The following is a 21,375-nucleotide window of genomic DNA, read 5'->3' as shown; positions in this document are numbered from 1 at the left end:
ATCCTTCGCTGTCCCGCCGACACATCCCCTATTGAAAATTGCGCCCCTTGGGCATGACCCTTTCTGTCTTCCCCGCGATGTCCTGCCGGTCGTTTTGCACGACAGGGACATCGGGCTTCTCCTGCAAAAGCACGGACAGCCAGGGTGTCAGGTCCTCGACCTTCTCGGCGACGATGTGGATGACGTCCGATTCCGACTGCAGTTTGCCGGTGACGCGGACCAGCCGCGCGCCCATGACAATGGGCCGGTAGCGGTTGAAGGTTCTTTCCCAAAAAATGACGTTGGCGACCGCCTGCTCGTCTTCCAGCGTCAGGAAAATCGCTTTGGCGTTACCCGGCCGCTGCCGCACCAGGACAAGGCCGGCGACCGAAACGCGCTTGCCGTCCCGAACCTGGCCGAGGCGCGCATTGGGGGTGACGCCGGAACGGTCGAGCCGCTGGCGCAGAAAGGCAAGCGGATGCGCCTTCAGCGACAGGCCGAGCGAGCGGTAGTCGTGGACGACGTGCTCGCCGAGCGGCATTGTCGGCAGCCTGGTCTCGGGCTCGAGATCGCGCAAGCGGATCTCAGGTCGGTCGAACAGCGGCAGGGTCTCCGTGGCACTCCTGCCGTCGAGCGCGCGGACCGCCCACAGGGCGTCGCGGCGGTCGAGGCCGAGCGAACGGAAAGCGTCGGCTTGCGCCAGCTTCTCGATCTCGTCGACGTAGAGGCCCGAGCGCAGCCAGACATCGCGAACGGATGCGTAGCGGTCGCCGCGTCTGGCGACAAACACCTCCATGCGCTCCTTCGACAGGCCCTTGACCTGGCGAAAACCCAGCCGGACGGCATGATTGGTCCGGATGACGCCGCGCATCTGGGCATGGCGGTCGAGAATGCGGGTTGGATCGAAAGGCACTTCTTCCAGCGCGCAATCCCAACCGGAAAAATTGACGTCGACCTCGCGGATTTCAACGCCATGGTCGCGCGCGTCGCGGACAAGCTGAGCCGGCTGATAAAATCCCATCGGCTGGGAATTCAGGATCGCGGCGCAGAACACGTCGGGATAGAAGGTCTTGAACCAGCAGGAGGCATAGACCAGCAGGGCGAAGGAGGCGGCATGGCTTTCGGGAAAGCCATATTCGCCAAAACCCTCGATCTGCTTGAAGCAGCGCTCGGCGAAGTCCTTTTCGTAACCCCGCAAAATCATGCCGTCGACCATCCGCCTGCGATAATTGCCGATCGTGCCGGTGCGCTTGAAGGTGGCCATGGCGCGGCGCAGTTCATCGGCCTCGCCCGGCCTGAAGCCGCCGGCGACGATGGCGATCTTCATCGCCTGTTCCTGGAACAGCGGCACGCCCAGCGTCCTGCCGAGTATCTCTTCCAGTTCCGGCTTGGGATATTCGGGCTTTTCCTTGCCTTGCCGGCGGCGCAGATAGGGGTGGACCATGTCGCCCTGGATCGGGCCGGGCCGCACGATCGCCACCTCGATGACGAGGTCATAGAATGTTTTCGGCCTGAGCCGCGGCAGCATCGACATCTGGGCGCGCGATTCGATCTGGAAGACGCCGATCGTGTCGGCGCGGCAGATCATGTCGTAGACATGTTTGTCCTCGGCAGGGAGGGTGGCCAGCACATAGGGCCGGCCAAAATCATCCCGCGCATCGGGATAATGATCCTCAAGCAGCGTGAAGGCGCGCTGCAGGCAGGTCAGCATGCCGAGCGCCAGCACGTCGACTTTCAGGATTTTCACCGCGTCGAGATCGTCCTTGTCCCACTCGACCATCTTGCGTTCGTCCATCGCCGTCTTGATGATGGGCACGATCTCGTCGAGCCGGTCCCTGGTGATGACGAAGCCGCCGACATGCTGCGACAGATGACGGGGAAAGCCCATGATCTCGTTGGCGCATTCGATCACCTGCCTTGTCGACGGATCGGTCTGATCGAGGCCGCCGGCCCTGGTCTCCTTTTCGCCGAGCTCCGAGGTCGACCAGCCCCAGATCGAGCTGGACAGCGCGCTCCTGACATCGTCCGACAGGCCCATCGCCTTGGCCACTTCGCGCATCGCCGACCGGCCCCGGTAGCTGACGACGGCCGCGGCAAGCGCGGTGCGCTTGGCGCTGTATTTCGAGTAGATATACTGGATGACCTCCTCGCGCCTTTCATGCTCGAAGTCGACATCGATGTCGGGCGGCTCGTTTCTTTCCTCGGAAATGAAACGCTCGAAAAGCGAATCGATCCGCTCAGGCCCCACTTCGGTGATGCCGATGCAATAGCAGACCACCGAGTTGGCCGCGGAGCCACGTCCCTGGCAGAGTATGCCCTGGCTGCGGGCAAATTTGACGATGTCGTAGACTGTCAGGAAATAGCGCGCGTAATTCAGGCGCTCGATCAAAGCGAGTTCTTCGCGGATGCGCCTGGTCACATCGGCGGGAACGCCCGAGGGGTAGCGTATCGCGGCTCCCTCCAGAGCCAGCCTTTCCAGTTCGGCCTGGGGCCCGAGGCCCGATTCCGTCGGTTCGTCGGGATAGTTATATTGGAGGTCACTGAGAGAGAAGCTCAATTCGCCGGCAAAGTGCTGCGTTTGCGCCAGTGCCTGCGGATGCCGCCGGAACAGCCGCGCCATCTCCATTGGCGGTTTCAAATGGCGCTCGGCATTGGCCGCCAGTTCCAGCCCGGCTTCGGCAACAGGCAGGTTGAGGCGGATCGCCGTTAGCACGTCCTGCAACCGGCGCCGTTCGGACGTATGGTAAAGAACGTCGTTGGTCGCCATCAGCCGAATGCCTGATGCCTCGGCCATGGCAGCCGCCTGCTCAACACGGTAGCGGTCGTTGCCGTGATAATCCGGCGAAACGGCAAGCCGCAGGGTCTTGCCGAAGCGATCTTTCAGGCGGCTGATCAGCCTGAGGTGATCCTCGGCCGGCGTCGACAGATCGGGCAGGATCGCCAGCGACATGCGATCGCCCCATTCGAAAAGGTCGTCGCGATAGAGCAGCGGTGCGCCCTTTTCGCTGTCGTCGCGCATATTGGCCTGCGTCAGCATGCGGCACAGATGGCCCCAGCCCTTGCGGTCCTGCGGATAGGCGAGAACGTCGGGCGTGCCATCGCAAAACACCAGGCGGCAGCCGGGATGACAGGAAAGACCTTCCACCTTGGCCTGCTGCCAGGCGCGCACGACGCCAGCCACCGTGTTGCGGTCGGCAAGCCCGATCGACGAAAAGCCCAAAAACTTTGCCGCGACCACCAGCTCCTCCGGTTTCGAGGCGCCGCGCAGGAACGAGAAATTCGACTGGATGCCGAATTCGGCATAGGGGACGACCGCCAGCGCATTCATGCGAAGACCCCATGCATGAACCAGCGCGGCGCCGCCTGCGAGGCGCCGTAGAGACCCTGGCGATAAAGCCAGTAACGGCGACCGTCGCTATCCTCGATGCGGAAATAATCCCGGGTCGCTTCCTGCCCCGCTGCCTCCCGCCACCATTCCGCGGCGATGCGTTCCGGCCCTTCGGCGCGCGCCACCCGGTAGAGAGCCCGCCGCCAGCGGAAATTCATCGGCGGTCCCTCAGGCATTTCGGTGGCCGGCACCTCGATCGGTTCGGGCGAACGGAACAGCCGGATCGGCCGTTCCGGCGGAAAGACAGGCCTAGTGTCTTTCATCTTGCCCGGCTGCTTCGGCGCAGAGACCCTTTGCGGCGCCTCCGCATAGGGATGCGTGGCGACGGCGCGCTCGGGCAGATGACTCTCGACGGCAACCGGTTTCAAAACCGCGCTGTCGCCGAGCCGGGCGCGGATGCGGTCGGCGAAAAGGGCGATGTCGGCGCCGTCATCGCGCGTCTCGCCGGTCAGATCCGCCTGCTGCATGTCGAAGGCCGCGGCCGACAGCACCGAGAGGCGCACGAGATCGAAGCCATAGCCGGCATCGATGTCCTGTTCGAGCGCGGCAAGCCTCTCGTGGAACAATTTCTGGATCAGCAACGGCTCGCGCAACGGCCGCGAGGTGCCGACGGCGATGCGGCTGACGGCGCCGTCGACGCGGAAAAGCAGCAGCGCCAGCCTTCTTGCGCCCTCGCCGCGGCGCTCGAGGTCCGCCTTCAATGTCGTCGCCAGCATTTTCACCAGCCGCTCTATTTCGTCGGTCAGCATGATCGGTTCGGCGAGATGGCGTTCGACCGAAAGCGGCGCCACCGGCAGGCGCGGCGACACCGCCTCGTCGAGGCGGCCGAGCGCCTGGTCGAGACGCAAAAGCAGCGATCTGCCGAAGCGGCGGGCGAGCGGCGCGCGCGGTGCTGCCATGACGGCGCCCGCCGTGCGCAGGCCGACGCTTTCCAGGCTGGCGCGGATGTCAGGCTCGATGCGCAGCGCCGCCAGCGGCAAGGGCGCGAGAAGCGCTTCCTCCTCGCCACCGGGGACGATGCGATCACCAGAAAACCGCGCTGCCGCCCAGGCTGCACCTGGTGTGGCGGCAAGGCCGGCGCGGACATCGAAACCCTGATGGAAAAAGCGCGACAGGATGTCGTCCAGCATCGCCCGTTCGCCGCCGAAAAGATGGGTGCAGCCGGTGACGTCGAGGAACAGGCCATCGGCTGCGTCGATCGCCACCAGCGGAGTGTAGCGGTCGCACCAGTCGGCGAGGCTTTCGAGCAGGCGGCGGTCGGCCTCGGGATCGGCTTCCACGACGTCGATCGACGGATGCATGGCGCGCGCGTCGGCTATGCCCATGCCGCGCTTCAGATGAAGCGCCTCAGCCCGCTCGTCGAGGGCGGCGATGCGCTGCGCGTTCGCCTGGCGATGGCTGATCACCAGCGGCAGGTGATCCGACGGCCGCGAACGCCAGGACCGCCCCAGACGCTGGCGCAGGATCCTTTCCGCGGCGAGATGCGGAAACCACAGGGACAGGATTCGCTGCCCGTTCTTGCCGTCTTTCCCCGGCCCTTCTTTCCTCGAAACTGCGTTCATCGGGGTTCCACTCCAGTGTGAATTGTCCTGGCAAGGCGGTGCGGCTCTTGCCGATGCTGACGGTGAAGGCGGGACGGCCGATCGAGCCGGCGAGCGGCCCGGCGATCGTCTGGCGTGGTGCCGACGGCGCCGCCGACAGGACGAGGCGGACGGGTGCCGCCGTCGGCTCGGGTTCGCCGGCCTGGCGCAGCAAAAACACCGGCCGGCCGGCGCTCTGTGCCCGGGCGTGCAGCCGCCGCGTCGCGGTGAGGTCCAGCCGCTGCGGACTGCCGCGGATTTCGAGGATGACGGCGGCGAGCGCCGTCATCCGGGCGGCCTCCTCGGCGGTCCACAGCGCATCGAGGAGCCTTGGCGCCTCGGAAAACAGCAATTGCTCCGGCTCGATGCCGAAAAGGCGATGAAGTCCTGTGGCATAGGGGAAGCCGGCCTCGCGGAAGATTTCCGCGGTGCCGATCCACAGGACCGGCAGTCGCGGCCCCTGTTTGAGGATCAGGCTGACGAGCGACAGGGCGAAGCCGGCGACGGCCCCGGCATCGCGGGTCGCGGCGCCATGGATCTCGCTCAGCGCCGCCTTCGGCAGGCCGCCGCCGAGCGCAGTATCGAGATCTTCGGCGCCGGTGCGCAGAAACGCATCGGGCGGCGCCACGGCGAGGCCGCGGCGGACGATTGTCAGATTTTTGGGCGTGATTTTTTTGGGCGTGACATCAGCTGTTGGATCCCCGGGAGTGACATCAGCTGTTGGATTCCGGGGCGCATCAACGGGGGCTGCGGCCGGCGCCTGCAGGCGCTCGGGCAGCGTTCCCTCGATCTTCGCGATCTGGCGGCGCAGGGCAAAAACAGTCTCCCGCGCCACGGCGCTTGTCGCCATGACGGTCAGCTTCCACTCACAATTGTTCCTGTTATGTTCTAATAGATTCCAGAGGGCGGCCGAAGAGTCAAGCGGAGTCATGGGCGCAGTCATGGGGAATTTATTCCTGCCGCGCGTGGACGGCAACCCGGCCAATTGCCGAGTCCGGCGCGAAAGCCTATATGCCGGGATCAGAAGGACAAAGCATGGCCCGCATCTACAAAACCCGTACCTGGCACGACGAGCTTTCGCCGTCGATGGAGGAAATGGAGTTCCTGGCGCTAGAAGCTTACGCCCATCTGCCGGAGGAGTTTCGCAAGCTGACCGGCGAGATCGTCATCCAGATCGCCGAATTCCCGACCGACGAAATCATGGACGACCTGTCGCTGGAAACGCCTTTCGACCTGCTCGGCCTGTTCGAGGGGCGCGGCATCGCCGAGCGCTGGAATCCGCAGACCGGCGAGGGGCCGAACCGCGTCACGCTCTACCGCCGCGCCATCCTCGATTACTGGGCCGAGAACGAGGAGACGCTGGGCGACATCGTCACCCATGTGCTGATCCACGAGATCGGCCACCATTTCGGCCTGTCGGACGACGATATGGAGCGGATCGAAGAGGCGGCCGAGTAGGCTGTGCTGATATTAAGGTGATGCCGGCCTGCGAACGGCAGTTCCCTGCGCTTCCGGTGCTCACACCCAAAAGTACGCTCCGCTCCGGTTCTCGGAAACTACCCAGTCTGGTCGCTTCGCGCCCGTCTTCGACTCCGGCGCGGCCTGACCTGAATCTCAACACACCCTGCGTCGAGCTTTGCAAATCTACCAATCGCTGAGCTTGGTGTCGGGCCCGTATTCCTGGCCCTCGACATCCTTCACTACGGCCTGGCCGCAGCGCATGACCTTGGTCTGCTTGTCGTAGGAATAGGTCGGCGAGCCGAACAGGTGCCAGCCCTTGTTCAGCGCTGCCGTCACCTTGTGGCAGAAGCTGGAATCGTCCGGGCCGGACAGAAAGCGGTAGAGTTTCATTTTTCATTCCTGTGGTGGGTTGCGATCATGTCCCGCTGGCGCTGGCGGCCGCCTTCGCCAGCAGTTTCTCGGCCTGCGCCAGATGCAGCCGCTCGAGCATTTTTCCGTTCAGCGCAATGACTTGCCTGCCGGCATTTTCGGCAAGCGCGAAGGCCTCCTTGACCGCACGCGCCTCGGCCACGGCTTCGGCAGATGGTGCAAAGGCGCGGTTTGCGGCATCGATCTGGGCCGGGTGGATCAGCGATTTGCCGTCGAACCCCATGGCGGCTGCTTCCGTGCATTCGCGCGCAAAAGCGTCCAGATCACGAAAATCGTTGAAGACACCGTCAAGCAGGTCGAGGCCACCGGCGCGTGCTGCGAGCACCATCTGCATCAGCCATGGCGTGAGATAGCGCCGGTCGGGCGTAGCGAGAATGCCGGTGTCCTTGACCAGGTCGTTCGTTCCGGCAACGAAACAGACCAGCCGCGAGGCCGGATCGCGGCCAAGCTCGGCAATCGGGCCGATGTTGAGCAGCGCCTTGGGCGTCTCGATCATCGCCCACAGCTTCACCGCGTCGGGTGAAAAATAGTCGTCGAGGACGTCGCCGGCTTCCAGGACGTCGCGCGGCGTGTCGACCTTGGGCAGCAGGATGGCGTCGGGCTCGCAGCTTGCCGCCGCCAGCAAGTCCTTGGCGCCCCATTCGCTGGAGAGCGGGTTGATGCGCACGATCATCTCGCAGCGTAGGCCGGGGCGGTTGGCGAAGATGCCGGCCAGTTTTTCGCGCGCAAAAACCTTGTCGGCCGGGGCGACGGCATCTTCGAGATCGATGATGACGGCATCGCAGGCCAGCGACGAGATCTTGGCCAGCGCCTTGTCGTTCGAGGCCGGGACGTAAAGCACCGAGCGGCGCGGGCGGCAGGTTTCAGTCATGCCTGATCTATGCCGCCTGGAGGCGATCGAAGCAAGCACACAGGGCAATCGCTTCGGGCAGTCATAGCTTGCATTGGATGCAAGCCAATCATCGAAGTTGGCGCCGCCCCTCATCGCCCTGCCGGGCACTTCTCCCCGTATAGTGACGGGGAGAAGTGGTTGGCGCAGCCTCGACGCCATTCTTGCAACGCTGGTGATTGGCGAAACCGGCGATGAGAGCACCCTCTCCCCGTCACTATACGGGGAGAGGATGCCGGCAGGCAGGTGAGGGGCAGCGCAAGCGCCCGGAAAGGGGTGACGGGGCGGATTCAAAGCTGAAGTGATTCCTGACCCTGCACAAAAACTGCACAACATTGCGGAAAATCTCCTCGGACCCGCCTCGCTGCCTGCATCTCGGCCGGCGAAAAGGGCGCATGCAAGAGCGCGAAAAGCCCCGTTGGTCCCTACCCCTCCGCGATGACGTTTGCTGGCTCATCGATCCGCCGCGTTCGGCGACTCTCTTTCCCTTCATCCGCAAATCTCCGCCCCCCGGCCGGATCAAAGCCGCTGAGAAAACCCGATCATGACGTCGCTGCTTACCGCCGCGCCGGGCACTTGCGCGCGCTTCGGCGTTGCCGTCCTGCTTGCCGCGCTGGCCGATTTCTTCTTCTATGGACAGCCGGTCGGCATCACGCTCTTCCTGTTCGGCATGACGCTGGCCGCCGCGGCCGTGGCGCTCCAGCCGTCGGCGCTCGGCGCCGGCCGGGCCTGGTTCAAACCCGTTGCCCTGCTTGTCGGGCTACTGCCGTTCCTTGAAAATGTCAGCGCGCTGTCCGTCGCGATCGGGCTTGCGGCGCTGGCCGTCTTTACGCTTTCGCTGGTCGGGCGGCTGCGGCGCGGATTTGCCCGCATTGCCGGCCAGGTCGCGCTGTTCCTGCTCGCAGCGCCGTTTCGGTTCGTCCACGATTTCGTCCGCTGGCGCAAGGCGGCGCGGCGGCTTGGCCGGCGGCGCATCGGCTTCGCGGCGATCGCCGTCTGGATCATGCCGCTGACCCTGGGCGCAGTGTTTCTGGCGCTGTTCGGCGCCGCCAATCCGGTTATCGAATACTGGCTGTCGCTGATCGATCTCCACGCACTGCTCGACCTCATCCAGCTGCCGCGGCTGGCCTTCTGGCTGGTCGTGCTTGCCGGCGTCTGGGCTTTTTTGCGCCCGCGCCTGCCGCGCTTCTTGCGCCGCATTGCGCGTCGGGTGACACCTGTCCCTGTCAGCGCGGTGACGACGACGACAAACCCCGCCAGGGCGATCGAGGACATCATCTTCGGCATGGCCGCCATCCTTCGTGCGCTGGTCATCTTCAACATCCTGTTCGCGATGCAGACCGCGCTCGACGCCACCTATCTGTGGGGCGGCATCGCCCTGCCCGACGGGCTGACCTACGCCGCCTATGCGCATCGCGGCGCCTATCCGCTGATCGTCACGGCGCTGCTCGCCGCCGGTTTCGTGCTGGCGGCGCTCAGGCCGGGAAGTGCCACTTCCAGCGATCCGTTCATCCGCCGGCTGGTCTATGTCTGGGTGGCGCAGAACATCGTGCTGGTCATCTCGTCGATCCTGCGGCTTGAACTCTATGTCGGCATCTATGCGCTGACCTACTGGCGCGTCGCCGCCTTCGTCTGGATGGGGCTGGTGGCGGCGGGCCTTGCCCTGATCATCGCCCGCATCGCGCTCGGAAAATCCAATGAATGGCTGCTTTCCGCCAATCTTCTGACGCTATCGGCGACGCTTTATGCCTGCTCGTTCATCAATTTTGCCGCCCTGATCGCCAACTACAATGTCGAGCACTCATTCGAAATGACCGGCCACGGAACCGAGCTCGATTTCTGGTACCTGCGTTCGCTCGGTCCCAGCGCCCGGCCGGCACTCGATCGCTTCCTCGAGCAGCAGGCCAGGACGAATGCGGCCAGCTTTTCCCCCTACCGCGAACTCGCCCGTTTGCTGGGACAGGACGAGGCCCGCTACCGCGCGGCCCAGGAAAACTGGCGCGCCTGGAGCTTTCGCGACTGGCGGCTCCTTCGCACTCTCGACACGTCTATCCCGTTCGTGGTTCCTCAGGGCTCCGAACCCTTCGTGCCGGGCCGCTGATCGATGCCGCATCACATCCTGATCGCCGACGATGATCCGCACATCCGCGAGATCATCTGTTTCGCACTTGAAAAGGCCGGCATGAAAACGGTTGCGGTAGCCGACGGCGGCGCCGCCTTGCAGGCGATCGAGCGCCGCGCGCCTGACCTTGTCGTGCTCGACATCGGCATGCCGGAGATGGACGGGCTGGAGGTCTGCCGGCGGCTGCGGCACACATCCGATGTGCCGGTGCTGTTCCTGTCCGCGCGTGATGAAGAAATCGATCGCATCCTCGGGCTCGAAATGGGTGGCGACGACTATGTCACCAAGCCGTTCAGCCCGCGCGAGCTGGTCGCCCGCGTCAACGTCATCCTGCGGCGCGCCCGCCCGGCAAAAGCCGAACAGGCCGACGACAGGCAATTCTTGCACGGCCGTCTGGCTTTGCTGCCGGCCAGCCACGCCGCCAGCTTCGACGGCAGGCCGCTAGTGCTGACCTCGATCGAATTCGCCATCCTGAAAGGGTTTCTGGCGCGCCCGGCGCATGTGCTTGGGCGCGACATGGTGATGGCCAATGCCTATGCCGGCAACATCCATGTCGCCGACCGCACCGTCGACAGCCATATCCGCAACATCCGCGCCAAGCTGGCGGCGGCCGGCTGCACGGATGCGATCGAGACCGTGCATGGCGTCGGCTTCCGGCTCGGCCGGTGCGGCGCGTGACCGCGCATAAATGGCGGCCGCGCCTCGCCACCATCGTTGTCGCCATCCTGATCATGGTGATGGCGCTGCCGCTGGTCGGCCTGTTCTTCTTCAGGCTCTACGAGAACCAGCTGATCCGCCAGACCGAGGCCGAGCTGATTGCGCAAGGTGCCGCCCTTGCCGCCATCCATGCGCAAGAGGTCCGCGACGCCGGCATCGCGGCTGAAAAGCTCGGCGCGGCCGTGCCTGCCGACAGCGACAATCCGGACTCTCCCTACCGGCCGATCGAGCCGCGTCTCGATCTCGCCTCCGACAGGGTTCTGGCGACACGGCCTGCGGCGACGGTCGCCACCGTCGATCCCGCCTTCACGGCGATCGGCGCGCGGCTGTCGGGTATTCTTGCCGAGACGCAGAAAACCACGCTTGCCGGCTTTCGGCTGCTCGACCCAAAAGGCGTCGTCATCGCCGGACGCGAGGAGATCGGCCTGTCGCTCGGCGCCGTCGGCGAGGTTCGCGCAGCACTTGCCGGCCGCTATGCCAGCGCGCTCCGGCAGAGGGTTCCGAACCAGCCTTCACCTTCGCTCTATTCGGTCAGCCGCGGCACGAGGGTCCGCGTCTTCGTCGCCATGCCGGTCGCCGTCGACGGCAAGGTCGCCGGCGTCGTCTATCTGTCGCGGACGCCGAACAACATCGTCAAGCATCTTTATGGCGAGCGCGGCAAGGTGGTGCTGGCGGCGATCGCCATCCTCGGCGGCACGCTGCTCATCGGCCTGATCTTCCTGCGCACCGTCAGCCGGCCGATCTACGCGCTGATGGAGCGGACAAAGCGGATCGCCGCCGGTGATCGAGCAGCGATCAGGCCGCTCGACCATCATGGCACGCGCGAGATGGCAGCGCTGTCCGACGCTTTCCTCGAGATGGCCGAAAAGCTGCATGCGCGCTCCGACAGCATCCAGACCTTCGCCACCCATGTCTCGCACGAGCTCAAATCGCCGCTGACGGCGATCCAGGGGGCGGCCGAACTGCTGCGCGATTCAGGTAGCGCAATGGACGAGGCCGAGCGGCGGCGGTTTTCAGACAATATCGTCACCGATGCCGGGCGGCTCAATCTGCTGGTGCGTCGTCTGCTCGACCTGGCGCGCGCCGAAAATCTTGCGCCCAGCGGCGAAAGCACGTCGCTCAGTGCGGCCCTGGCGCTGTTGCCGACCGGGGACAGGCTGGCGCTTCGGGTCGAGGCGGGCGGCGAGACCGGCCTGCGCATCTCGGCCGAGAACGCAGCGATCGTGCTCGCCAATCTCATCGACAATTCGGCAAGGCATGGCGCGACGCTGGTTTCGATCACGGCGGCGAGCGCAGGCGGCAAGGCGACGATCCAGGTGAGCGACGACGGCGCCGGCATTTCGCCGAGCAACCGCGCGCGTATTTTCGAGCCATTCTTCACCACACGCCGCGATTGCGGCGGCACCGGCATGGGCCTCGGCATCGTTCTGGCCCTGCTGAAAGCGCATGATGGCACGATCCGCCTGGTTGACTCCGAGCGCGGCACGCGCTTCGAGATCATCTTGCCGGCTGTATGAATTGCAGCATGATCGTTTCAGAAAACCGGCTTCGGGATCATGCTTCAGAACTGGAGAAGCGAAAAAGTGCGCTACGACGTCGTCATCATCGGCGGAGCCATCGTCGGCTCCTCGATCGCCTATTATTTGCGCGCGGAAGGGTTTTCGGGCTCGATCGCGCTGGTCGAGCGCGACCCGCAGTTTGCCCATGCGGCGACGACGCTGTCCTGCGCTTCGATCCGCCAGCAGTTTTCGATTCCGCAAAACATCCGGCTGTCGCAGTTCACGCTGAAACTGTTCCGGCGGCTGACGGAAGAGTTCGGGGCCGACGCCGATATCGGTTTTCGCGAAGGCGGCTACCTCATCCTTGCCGGCGAGAACGGGTTGCCGATCCTTGAGGCCAACCACCAGACGCAGTTGGCCGAGGGCGCCGACATCGTGCTTGAGGATGCGGAGGCGCTCGTCCGCCGGTTTGCATGGCTGTCGGCCGAGGGCATCACCGCCGGCGCCTATGGCCGCAGCGGCGAGGGCTGGTTCGACGCGCATGCCATGCTGATGCTGTTCCGCAAGGCGTTGCGCGACAAAAAGATCGATTTCATCACCGCCGACGTGACCGGCATCGAACGGCAGGGCGACCGTGTCACCGGCGTCAGCCTCGACAATGGCGAAAGGCTCGACGCCGGCATCGTCGTCAACGCCGCCGGGCCGAATGCCGGAAAAGTCTCGGCAATGGCCGGACTGGTGCTGCCGGTGGAACCGCGCAAGCGCAATGTCTTCATCTTCGAGGCGCGCGAGAAATATGACGACATGCCGCTGCTGGTCGATCCCTCAGGCATCTATGTCCGGCCGGAAGGCTCGGTCTACATCACCGGCGGGGCCGAACCGGAAGACGGCGACGGCCCCGCCGATCCCAACGATTTCGAGCCCGACTGGCCGCTGTTCGAAGAGGTAATCTGGCCAGTGCTGGCGACCCGCATTCCGGCCTTCGAGGCGATCAAGCCGACGCGCGCCTGGGCCGGCCATTACGATTACAACACGCTCGACCAGAACGCGGTGATCGGCCCGCATCCGCAGGTGCAGAATTTTCTCTTCGCCAATGGTTTTTCCGGCCACGGCCTGCAGCAGGCGCCGGCGGTCGGCAAGGCGCTGGCCGAGCTGATCGTGCATGGCGGCTACCGCACGGTGGACTGCTCGGCGTTTGGGTATGAGCGCGTTGCCGAGGGGCGGGCTTTCAGGGAGTTGAATGTGATCTGAGGCTGGCGGACAGAGGGGGTGCTGTCCCTCGGTCACCAAAGGGTTCCGCACCGCAAGGCCAGCCGTCAGCGCTCGCGGCCAAACCAGAACGCGTCCGCCATCCGCGTCATGCCGATCCGTTCGTAGAAGCCGACGGCGTCGGGCACGGAGATCAGTGACATGGCGACGGATGGCCCGAGCTGCCGCCGCGCTTCGTCGAGCAGGCCCTTGCCGATGCCGAGCCCTTGCGCCGATTTGCAGACGGCGAGCTCGGAAATATAGCACACCCACGAGAAGTCGGTGATGCCTCGGGCGAGGCCAATCAGCGGCTTGCCAGGCGCATCGAGGCGCGCCGTCAACACCAGATCTGCATTGGCAAGCATCGCCTTCAGACGGACGTCGTCATCGATGGGCCGAGTGACGCCGAGGCCGGATTCCACCAGCACGCGGCGGAACTCGGCTGCGTCGAGGTTCGGTTCGCTGGCGTAGAGTACTTTGGGACGTGTTGTCATGCCGGCCAAGGTGCACCATAGGGCGGCAACTTTGAAGCGGTCCGTGCTCTAGGACCAAAGCTTGCGAAAACAGCCGCCTTTTATTTGCCTGCAGCTTTGTGTAAACCGGGCGCCAATACATCCCCGCAGCGAAAAGAAGACGGGCAAGACCTATGGAAAAATTCACCAAGTTCACCGGCGTTGCCGCGCCGATGCCGATCGTCAATGTCGACACCGACATGATCATTCCCAAGGATTATCTCAAGACGATCAAGCGCACCGGGCTCGGCAGCGGACTGTTTGCCGAAATGCGCTACACGGACGACGGCTCGGAAAACCCCGACTTCGTGCTCAACAAGCCGGCCTACCGCAAGGCGCAGATCTTGGTCGCCGGCGACAATTTCGGCTGCGGCTCGTCGCGCGAGCATGCGCCGTGGGCGCTGCTCGACTTCGGCATACGCTGCGTCATCTCGACCTCGTTCGCCGACATTTTCTACAACAACTGCTTCAAGAACGGCATCCTGCCGATCACCGTCAGCCCGGAGGATCTGGACAAGCTGATGGACGACGCCTCGCGCGGCTCCAACGCAACGCTGTCGATCGACCTCGAAGCCAAGGAAATCCGCGGACCGGACGGCGGCGTGGTCAAGTTCGACCTCGACGACTTCAAGCGGCACTGCCTCTTAAACGGGCTCGATGATATCGGCCTGACCATGGAGAAGGCCGACGCCATCGCCTCGTTCGAGAAGAAGAACGCCGAGCTGCGGCCCTGGGCCTGAACGGTAGGATGACCCCGGCCGCGACAGGCCGGGTTCGTGGCGGCTGAACGGAGGGACAGGCATGACACGTTCGCTGCTTGCCGGCGCCTGGGCGCTGGCGTGGATTCTGATGCCGGTGGCTGGCGCGCATGCACAGACCGACACGGTGCTCGTGCCGGCTGACGATGCGTCCGGCGGGGCCGCCGACCTGGGCGCGTCGAGCAATGCGGCCCTGGCCGAGGATGACGGCCAAGCACCGGTCCCGTTCGAGAATGGGCAGCTGACCATCACCCAGCAGGAAGACTATGGCGAGAGGGTGCTGGCCTATGACGGCAAGCAGCTGGCGCGCAATTACGATGTCTTCTTCGACAGGATTGTCGAGGTCGGCGGCGTCACGGTGGCGCTGGTCGATGTCGGCGACGGCGGCAATCAATGCGGTCCGGCCAAGGTGATCGTGTGGAAGCCGGAAGGCGGCACGATCCAGACGACCACCGTCGAGCAGGACGAATGCGGCGCACCGCCGGCCGCGCTATCCGACGGCGCCATCTATTTCGTGCCCAATCTCTTGCCGGGCGAATCGAAGCCGGCGCTGCAATGGTCGCCGACCGGCGGGTTGTCGACCTCGGGCAACCTCGCCTACATGCCGGAGCCGGGTACAGGCTGGAAAGATGTCGACCCGGAGAAATACGACAGAATCGTCGATGCCTTCCATAACGAGGCCGTCTACAGGCAAGCCGCGTCGCTGCTCGGCAAGGAGATGCCCGACATGGCGACCAGCCTGCTGGTCGGCGGCGGCACCGAGAAAACCACCTCGGGCGTCTTCCACGCCAGCGGCTGCATCCCGCATGATTGCGGCGGCGACGACGGCTTCATGGCGATCGATCCGGCCAACCACAAGCTCTATTTCGCCCGCCGCGGCGACAAGCCCGAGCCGGATGCGTGGCCGGCGGTGAACACGTGGCCGGCCGAGGTCAGGGAAGCGATGGACAAGGCGCTCGGTTCGCCGAATTAGCTTCTCTGCTTCATGCCTTCGTTCCCAAGGCGGGGCCGAGCGGCGGCAGTCGTACTCAGACCATCGACAAAAAAGCCCGGCGCATGGCCGGGCTTTCCGTCGAATAGAGACTTGTATCACTCGCCATCGATCGCCGTGGCGATGCGGGCGATGGCCTGTTGATAGTTGCTCGCGTCATTCCAGCCGGCAATTGCACCGAGATTCGCCTGTGCGCTGGCACCCGCCTGCCAACCATGAGCCTTGAGGAAGTTGGCGGTGGAAGCCAACGCAGTGGCCTTGTCGCGCAGATTTCCGCTGCCGACCCCGTATTTCAAGACATTTCCGGGCAGGAACTGTGTATGGCCAATCTCGCCATGCATGGCGCCGACCGACGAGGCGCTCAACGCGCCGCGATCAACCAGTTTCAGGGCTGCAACAGCATGCGGGTAGAAGAACTCCGGGCGGCGGCAATCATAGGCGAGCGTTACAATGGCAGAGACCGTATTCTGCTTGCCCAAGAAGGAACCGAAGCCGGTCTCCATCCCCCAGATGGCGAGCAACACACCCGGCGTCACGCCGTAGGTCCGTTCGATCTTGTCGAACAGCGCCGCGTTCGACTTCTTCAGTGAACGGCCCTTGGATATGATCGTGGACGCGCCACGGCGCTTCATGAAAGCATCCACCGAGCCACCGAAAGCCTTGTGGATAGCGCGGTCGGCGGCGATCGTCCTTTTTGCGTAGGTCGCACTAGCCAGAGCGGCCAGACCCTTCGAGCCTACACCGCTGGCCCTTGCTTCCTGCGCGAACTCCGCCTTCCACGCTTCGAAGCCCGCGCCCGTTTTGCCGCATTGGGCGGCCTGTGCCGCTGTTGCCGCCGCAAGCATCATCGATGCCGCCGCCGCTAAAATCTTTGCCTTGGCAAAAAATGCCATGTTGCTCTCCTGGTTGCCTGGATCTTGTCCCAAATACGAATTTGCCAGCGAAACGCCCGCTTGTCACCGTTGGAGCGATTTGCGCCCACTTGGACGCAGTACGCTCCAACACTTTACAATCTGCGCATCGTGCTTTCCGAAAATCGGCACCGATTTTCGAGCCGATGCGCTAAGAACTCGTTTACGCATCCTCGCCGCAGCGCGGGCGAATGCCGGACAACTTGCTTACGATCAAGTAATTATTGTGGCGGGGGGCTAGAATATTCATGGAAGACGTTGACGTCGTGGTCATCGGCGCCGGTTCGGCGGGACTTTCCGCCGCCAGGACCCTGCGTGCGGCCGGCCTTTCCTTCAAGCTGGTCGAAGTGATGAACCGTATCGGCGGCCGCGCCTGGACCAGCGACCAGCATTTCGGTGTTCCTTTCGACATCGGCTGCGCCTGGCTGCACGCGGCCGACCGCAATCCCTACTTTCCCGAGGCGCAAGCCGCTCGCTGGACGCTCCATCATCACGACATGAATGTCGATCATCTCTACTATCGCAACCGAAAGGCGAGCGAGGACGAAGAGGCCGCGATGAAGGCGGCCGATATCAGGCTGTTCGAGCTGCTGGCGGCGCATGAGGTCAAGGTTGGTGACGACGACCGTCTTTCGGCCCTGCTCGCTAAAGGCCATGCGCCGCGCGCCGCCGCCACCTTTGCCGGGCCGATGGACTTCGGCGCCGACGAGGACGAGATATCGATCCGCGACTTTCGGGCTGCCGCCGATCTCGATCCGAACTATTTCACCAAGGAGGGGTTCGGCGCGCTGGTCGCCCGTTTCGGCGCCGACGTGCCGGTCGAGCTGTCGACGCCGGTGCGGAAAATCCTCTGGGACGTGCCCGGCGTCGCCTGCGTCACCGATCGCGGCATCATCCGCGCCAAGGCGGTCATCGTCACCGCCTCGCCGGCGGTGCTCGCCTTCGAGGAGATCGAATTCGCGCCGGCGCTGCCAGACAGGCATGTCGCTGCCTTCTTCGACCTGCCGATGGGCATGCTGACCAAGCTGCCAGTTGAGATCAGGGGCACAAGGCTCGGGCTGGCGCCGTTCGACGACCTGCTGATCGAGCGGCTGGCCAGGCACGACATCTACTTCCTTTGCTTTCCCTTCGACCTCGACCTGATGGTCGGCTTCGTCGGCGGCGATTTCGCTTGGGAGATGTCGGCGGCGGGCGAGGCGGCAGGCGTCGACTTCGTCGTCGATCGGCTGTGCGCCATCTTCGGCGGCGACGTCAGAAAACATGTCGGGCGCGCCATGATGACCAATTGGGGCGGCGAGCGGTTCGTGCGCGGCGCCTATGCGGCGGCCCGACCCGGCCGTTCGCAGGCGCGCGCCACGCTGATGCAGCCGGTGGCGGAAAAAATCTTCTTCGCCGGCGAGCATCTGGCCGGTCCGCTGATGCAGACCTGCGGCGGCGCCAGGCTATCGGGCGAGGCGGTGGCGAGAACGGTCGCCGCCCAGCTTGCGGCAAAATAGCAACAGCAGGAACGCCGGCCGCCGACAGGCGTTTGGGCGATATGCCGCTGCGCACTATATCCGGGCCACATAATTTGAGACCTGGTGATTCGAGATTGGGATGAAGCTCTTCGATTGCCCGCATTGCGGCCACCGCCTCTATTTCGAGAACGCCCAGTGCCTGAACTGCGCCAGCTCCGTGCTCTACGATCCCGGGCATGCGCGCTTCGTGCTGTCTGGCGCCGGCGGCGTTTTCCAGTGCACCAATGCCGACGAGTGCGCCTGCAACTGGATGGCGGAACCTGGCCATGCCTTCTGCGGCGCCTGCGCGCTGAACCAGCTGATCCCGGACCTTTCGGTCGATGGCAACCGCCGTCGCTGGATCCGCGTCGAAGCGGCAAAGAAGCGGGCCATCTATTCGCTGCTCGCCGCCGGACTGCCGGTCGCGCCCAAGCGGAACGCCGGCGACGAGGCCGGCCTCGCCTTCGACTTTCTCGCCGATCCGATCGGCGGTCCGGGTGGCGCGCGCATCCTGACCGGCCATGACAACGGCCTGATCACACTCAATGTCGCCGAGGCGGATTCGGCCGAGCGCGAAAGACGGCGCGTCGAGATGGGCGAGAACTATCGCACTTTGCTCGGCCATTTCCGCCATGAGCTCGGCCACTATTACTGGGACCGCTTGATCCGCGACGACCCGCAACGGCTTGCCGCCTTCCGCACCTTGTTCGGCGACGAGCGCGCCGATTACGAGCAGGCGCTGAAGGCCTACCATGCCAATGGCGCGCCGCCCGACTGGCAGCAGGACCACATTTCCGCCTATGCCACGTCCCATCCCTGGGAGGACTGGGCCGAGACATGGGCACACCATCTGCACATCACCGATACGCTGGAGATGGTGCATGCGCTGAATTTCCCGCTCGGCCGGCTGGAAACCATGGAGGCCAACGACCTGTCGCGGGGCGACACCGGCGGCGAGCTCCAGCCGGCGCCGTCGGAACCTGCCGCCGTTCCCGAACCGTTCGAAAAGATCCTGGCCCGCTGGCTGGTGCTGTCGGAAGCGTCCAACTCGATCAACCGCTGCATGGGCCTGCCGGACCTCTATCCCTTCGTCATCTCGGAGCTGACGGCACAGAAGCTGGCCTTCGTCCATGAACTCCTGACCGGAGTCGTGAAAGAAACCGGAACAAAACGTGAGCCGGCCGAGGCGTTTTAGCCGGAACGCATGAGGTCTTGTTTCGTTTTCGTTCGCGAGGGACCATCAACACGGAGCGAAACCATGAAGCGCATACTGTTTCCTGCTGTCGCCGGAGCGCTTGTCGCCATGTCCGGCACAGCCTTGGCCGATACCGCCGTTTCGGCGGTCGCCGATCTCAACATTCGCGCTGGCCCAGGGCCGCAATACCCGGTGATCGGAGTGCTCGCCGCCGGCCAGTCGGCAACGCTCGATGGCTGCATCCAAAACAGCAAATGGTGCACCATAGCCGAGGCCAATGGCCAAGGCTGGATCTATTCCGACTATGTGACGGCCGATTTCGGCGGCAACGAGGTCGTCCTGACCCGGCGCCCGGCCGACGCAGACATTACCATCGTCGAAGCCCCCGCCGATGTCGACGATCCCGACATCTATACCGGAGCGATCGTCGCTGGCGAGCCGATCGAGCCGATCAGGCGGCCGCCGGCCGAAGTCCGCACCTACATCGAGACCAACCGGGTCGACCCGGTTTATCTCGAGGGCGAGGTGGTTACCGGCGCGACCTTGCCCGATACCGTCGAGTTGCGCGAGATTCCGGACTATGACTACCGCTATGTCTATGTGAACGGTCAGCCGGCACTGGTCGACCCCGGCACCCGACGCATCATGTACGTCGAGCGCTGACGGTGCCGAACAGGGCAATCGCCTCAGACAAATGACGGAATCCATGCTCGTTGGAGACCACCAATTGTCGAGATTGGCGCCGCCCCTCATCGTCCTGCCCGTCCTCCGCAGCAGCTGCGGAGGGTGGACCGGGCACTTCTCCCCGTATCGTGACGGGGAGAAGTGACCTTGCAATGCTGGCGGCTAGCGATTGCGCGGCACGACCCGATCGAATAGATCATGCGACCCGAAGCACCAGCCTGTGAGCCCGCGTGATAGACCCTGCCGCTTTCGAGCGCTATCGGCATACTCCCAACGCCAAGACGACCCTGCCGCGGCTCCTGCTCGGAACGGCGATCGTCGTCCTGTTCTGGGTCGCGACGACCGTCGCCATGCTGTTCGGCGGCGCCTATTTCTTCGTCGTCTGGCAAGCATCGTCCGGCGCCCCGATGGAAGGAGGGGCGATGCAGAATTTCATGGCCTCACCCGCCGGGATCCTCGCCGCGCTCGCCTCCTTCGCCGGAATCTGGCTCGGCCTGTGGGCTGCCATGCGCTGGGTCCATCGCGAGCCCCTGATGGCGCTGATCGGCACCAGCCGCCGCGTTTCGCGCTCGGGATTTTTTAGGGGATTGGCCGCGGTGCTGGTCACATCGCTGCTCTCCGAGATACTGCTCTATCTCTTGCAGCCCGACATTGCGCGCGGTGCGATCGCCCTGTCGTCCTGGCTGCTGTTCCTGATCCCGATCGCCGCGCTGACCCTGCTGCAGACCTCGTCCGAAGAGGTGCTGTTTCGCGGCTATCTCCTCAGGGGCCTGGCCAACCGCTTTCAAAACCCCTTCATCTGGGCGCTGCTGCCAGGACTTCTGTTCACCGCGATGCATTGGAACCCAGGCTCGACGACCGCCATCAACGCCTGCGTGCTCGCCTCGATCGCCGCTTTTGCGCTGCTCCTGACGCTTGTGGTCTATGCCACGGGCAATCTCGGCGCGGCCTTCGGCGCCCACCTCGGCAACAATCTGACCGGCTTCCTGCTGATTTCGCACCAGCAAAGCTACAATTCCTTCGCCCTGTTCAACGCCAAGCCGCTCGAAGGCCCCGGCTGGACGACGCTTGATGCCGTCCTCATCGCGGCGATCGGCATCGTCTGCAGCCTGTTGACCGTTCTGCTGCTGCTGCACCCGCGCTCGCCGCTGAAGGTCGAGCCGGATTTTTCGCACCCCGGCGGCCCAAGCTGATGCGCATCACGCTGGTGGTGCTGCCATAAACCGAATCGGCCCGGTTCAGCGTATTCGGCCCCGCACCTTGACTCCGCGGCCGATTTCCTGTCTACAGCCCGCGAATTCCGCGACGAGTATCCCTCCGAGCAAGCCGACCGGGACGCCGAAGCCTGTTTGAGGCGACGTGCTGTAAATCGATCCTGGAGGCCAACATCCGGCAGCGCTGTGCGCCCCCGGGTGCTTTTTGGCTTTGGGCTTTTGCCTGGACAGCTTGAGTTGGATACTGGGCGCGAACGCATTACCTCTCGGGCATCATCCGGGTGCCAGGGAAAAGGAAGAAG

The 21,375-nt window shown here is 64.4% G+C and carries 18 protein-coding genes; 11 read left to right on the top strand and 7 right to left on the bottom strand.

Annotation, left to right across the window (positions count from 1 at the left end; translation table 11 throughout):
• Nucleotides 1-28: 28 nt before the first annotated feature.
• Genes AC0L3D_RS13325 through AC0L3D_RS13315 form a run of 3 tightly spaced genes read right to left on the bottom strand, consistent with a single transcriptional unit; the run spans nucleotide 29 to nucleotide 5,797 of the window.
• Nucleotides 29-3,307: an error-prone DNA polymerase gene (locus tag AC0L3D_RS13325; protein WP_473629922.1), complete on the bottom strand. Its 3,279-nt coding sequence runs from the start codon at nucleotides 3,305-3,307 to the stop codon at nucleotides 29-31.
• Nucleotides 3,304-4,773: a DUF6504 family protein gene (locus tag AC0L3D_RS13320; RefSeq protein ID WP_473629921.1), complete on the bottom strand. Its 1,470-nt coding sequence runs from the start codon at nucleotides 4,771-4,773 to the stop codon at nucleotides 3,304-3,306. The genes AC0L3D_RS13325 and AC0L3D_RS13320 overlap by 4 nt, the downstream gene beginning before the upstream one ends.
• Nucleotides 4,715-5,797, bottom strand: coding sequence for an ImuA family protein (locus AC0L3D_RS13315; protein WP_473629920.1), 1,083 nt, complete (start codon nucleotides 5,795-5,797; stop codon nucleotides 4,715-4,717). Before AC0L3D_RS13315 ends, AC0L3D_RS13320 begins: the two co-directional genes overlap by 59 nt.
• A 185-nt stretch (nucleotides 5,798-5,982) precedes the next feature.
• Here AC0L3D_RS13315 and AC0L3D_RS13310 point away from each other — a divergent pair, with 185 nt between their 5' ends.
• The gene (locus AC0L3D_RS13310) at nucleotides 5,983-6,405 is read left to right on the top strand and encodes a metallopeptidase family protein (RefSeq protein WP_023802719.1); all 423 of its coding nucleotides are present in this window, start codon (nucleotides 5,983-5,985) and stop codon (nucleotides 6,403-6,405) included.
• 186 nt (nucleotides 6,406-6,591) lie between these two features.
• Here the strand turns inward: AC0L3D_RS13310 and AC0L3D_RS13305 are convergent, their stop codons facing one another.
• Nucleotides 6,592-6,798, bottom strand: coding sequence for a DUF1737 domain-containing protein (locus AC0L3D_RS13305; protein ID WP_473629919.1), 207 nt, complete (start codon nucleotides 6,796-6,798; stop codon nucleotides 6,592-6,594).
• Nucleotides 6,799-6,823: 25 nt separating this feature from the next.
• On the bottom strand, nucleotides 6,824-7,708 hold the full coding sequence (locus AC0L3D_RS13300) for an HpcH/HpaI aldolase/citrate lyase family protein (RefSeq protein ID WP_473644617.1): 885 nt from the start codon (nucleotides 7,706-7,708) through the stop codon (nucleotides 6,824-6,826).
• A gap of 562 nt (nucleotides 7,709-8,270) precedes the next feature.
• Between AC0L3D_RS13300 and AC0L3D_RS13295 the strand changes: the two genes are divergently transcribed.
• From AC0L3D_RS13295 to AC0L3D_RS13280, 4 genes are all read left to right on the top strand, one after another.
• Nucleotides 8,271-9,827: a DUF4153 domain-containing protein gene (locus tag AC0L3D_RS13295; protein ID WP_473629917.1), complete on the top strand. Its 1,557-nt coding sequence runs from the start codon at nucleotides 8,271-8,273 to the stop codon at nucleotides 9,825-9,827.
• Nucleotides 9,828-9,830: 3 nt separating this feature from the next.
• Nucleotides 9,831-10,526, top strand: a complete 696-nt coding sequence (locus tag AC0L3D_RS13290; protein WP_473629916.1) for a response regulator — start codon at nucleotides 9,831-9,833, stop codon at nucleotides 10,524-10,526.
• A gap of 59 nt (nucleotides 10,527-10,585) precedes the next feature.
• Nucleotides 10,586-12,082, top strand: a complete 1,497-nt coding sequence (locus AC0L3D_RS13285; protein WP_473629935.1) for an ATP-binding protein — start codon at nucleotides 10,586-10,588, stop codon at nucleotides 12,080-12,082.
• A gap of 66 nt (nucleotides 12,083-12,148) precedes the next feature.
• Nucleotides 12,149-13,315, top strand: coding sequence for an NAD(P)/FAD-dependent oxidoreductase (locus AC0L3D_RS13280; RefSeq protein WP_473629915.1), 1,167 nt, complete (start codon nucleotides 12,149-12,151; stop codon nucleotides 13,313-13,315).
• Between the two features lie 65 nt (nucleotides 13,316-13,380).
• Here AC0L3D_RS13280 and AC0L3D_RS13275 read toward each other — a convergent pair whose 3' ends face one another.
• Nucleotides 13,381-13,806, bottom strand: a complete 426-nt coding sequence (locus tag AC0L3D_RS13275; protein ID WP_419695245.1) for a GNAT family N-acetyltransferase — start codon at nucleotides 13,804-13,806, stop codon at nucleotides 13,381-13,383.
• 152 nt (nucleotides 13,807-13,958) lie between these two features.
• Between AC0L3D_RS13275 and leuD the strand changes: the two genes are divergently transcribed.
• Complete coding sequence (gene leuD, locus AC0L3D_RS13270) at nucleotides 13,959-14,564, top strand: 3-isopropylmalate dehydratase small subunit (protein WP_473644615.1); 606 nt, start codon at nucleotides 13,959-13,961, stop codon at nucleotides 14,562-14,564.
• A gap of 61 nt (nucleotides 14,565-14,625) precedes the next feature.
• A complete protein-coding gene (locus AC0L3D_RS13265) occupies nucleotides 14,626-15,555 on the top strand; it encodes a hypothetical protein (RefSeq protein ID WP_473629914.1) in 930 nt (309 codons plus the stop codon).
• Between the two features lie 116 nt (nucleotides 15,556-15,671).
• Here the strand turns inward: AC0L3D_RS13265 and AC0L3D_RS13260 are convergent, their stop codons facing one another.
• Nucleotides 15,672-16,466 carry a lytic murein transglycosylase gene (locus AC0L3D_RS13260; protein ID WP_023803772.1) on the bottom strand — a complete coding sequence of 265 codons (795 nt, stop codon included), beginning with the start codon at nucleotides 16,464-16,466 and terminating at the stop codon, nucleotides 15,672-15,674.
• A 266-nt stretch (nucleotides 16,467-16,732) separates the two neighbouring features.
• On the opposite strand from AC0L3D_RS13260, the gene AC0L3D_RS13255 reads away from it, so the two are divergent.
• From AC0L3D_RS13255 to AC0L3D_RS13240, 4 genes are all read left to right on the top strand, one after another.
• Complete coding sequence (locus tag AC0L3D_RS13255) at nucleotides 16,733-17,980, top strand: flavin monoamine oxidase family protein (protein WP_473644613.1); 1,248 nt, start codon at nucleotides 16,733-16,735, stop codon at nucleotides 17,978-17,980.
• Between the two features lie 100 nt (nucleotides 17,981-18,080).
• Nucleotides 18,081-19,175, top strand: coding sequence for a zinc-binding metallopeptidase family protein (locus AC0L3D_RS13250; protein WP_023803770.1), 1,095 nt, complete (start codon nucleotides 18,081-18,083; stop codon nucleotides 19,173-19,175).
• Between the two features lie 63 nt (nucleotides 19,176-19,238).
• Complete coding sequence (locus AC0L3D_RS13245; protein WP_023803769.1) at nucleotides 19,239-19,838, top strand: DUF1236 domain-containing protein; 600 nt, start codon at nucleotides 19,239-19,241, stop codon at nucleotides 19,836-19,838.
• 251 nt (nucleotides 19,839-20,089) lie between these two features.
• Nucleotides 20,090-21,052 carry a lysostaphin resistance A-like protein gene (locus AC0L3D_RS13240; RefSeq protein WP_473644611.1) on the top strand — a complete coding sequence of 321 codons (963 nt, stop codon included), beginning with the start codon at nucleotides 20,090-20,092 and terminating at the stop codon, nucleotides 21,050-21,052.
• Nucleotides 21,053-21,375 lie beyond the last annotated feature (323 nt).

It is taken from the genome of Mesorhizobium sp. WSM4837 (genome assembly GCF_055811435.1).
Note: the sequence above shows the minus strand (reverse complement) of the source record. Positions and strands in the feature narration are given on the sequence as shown.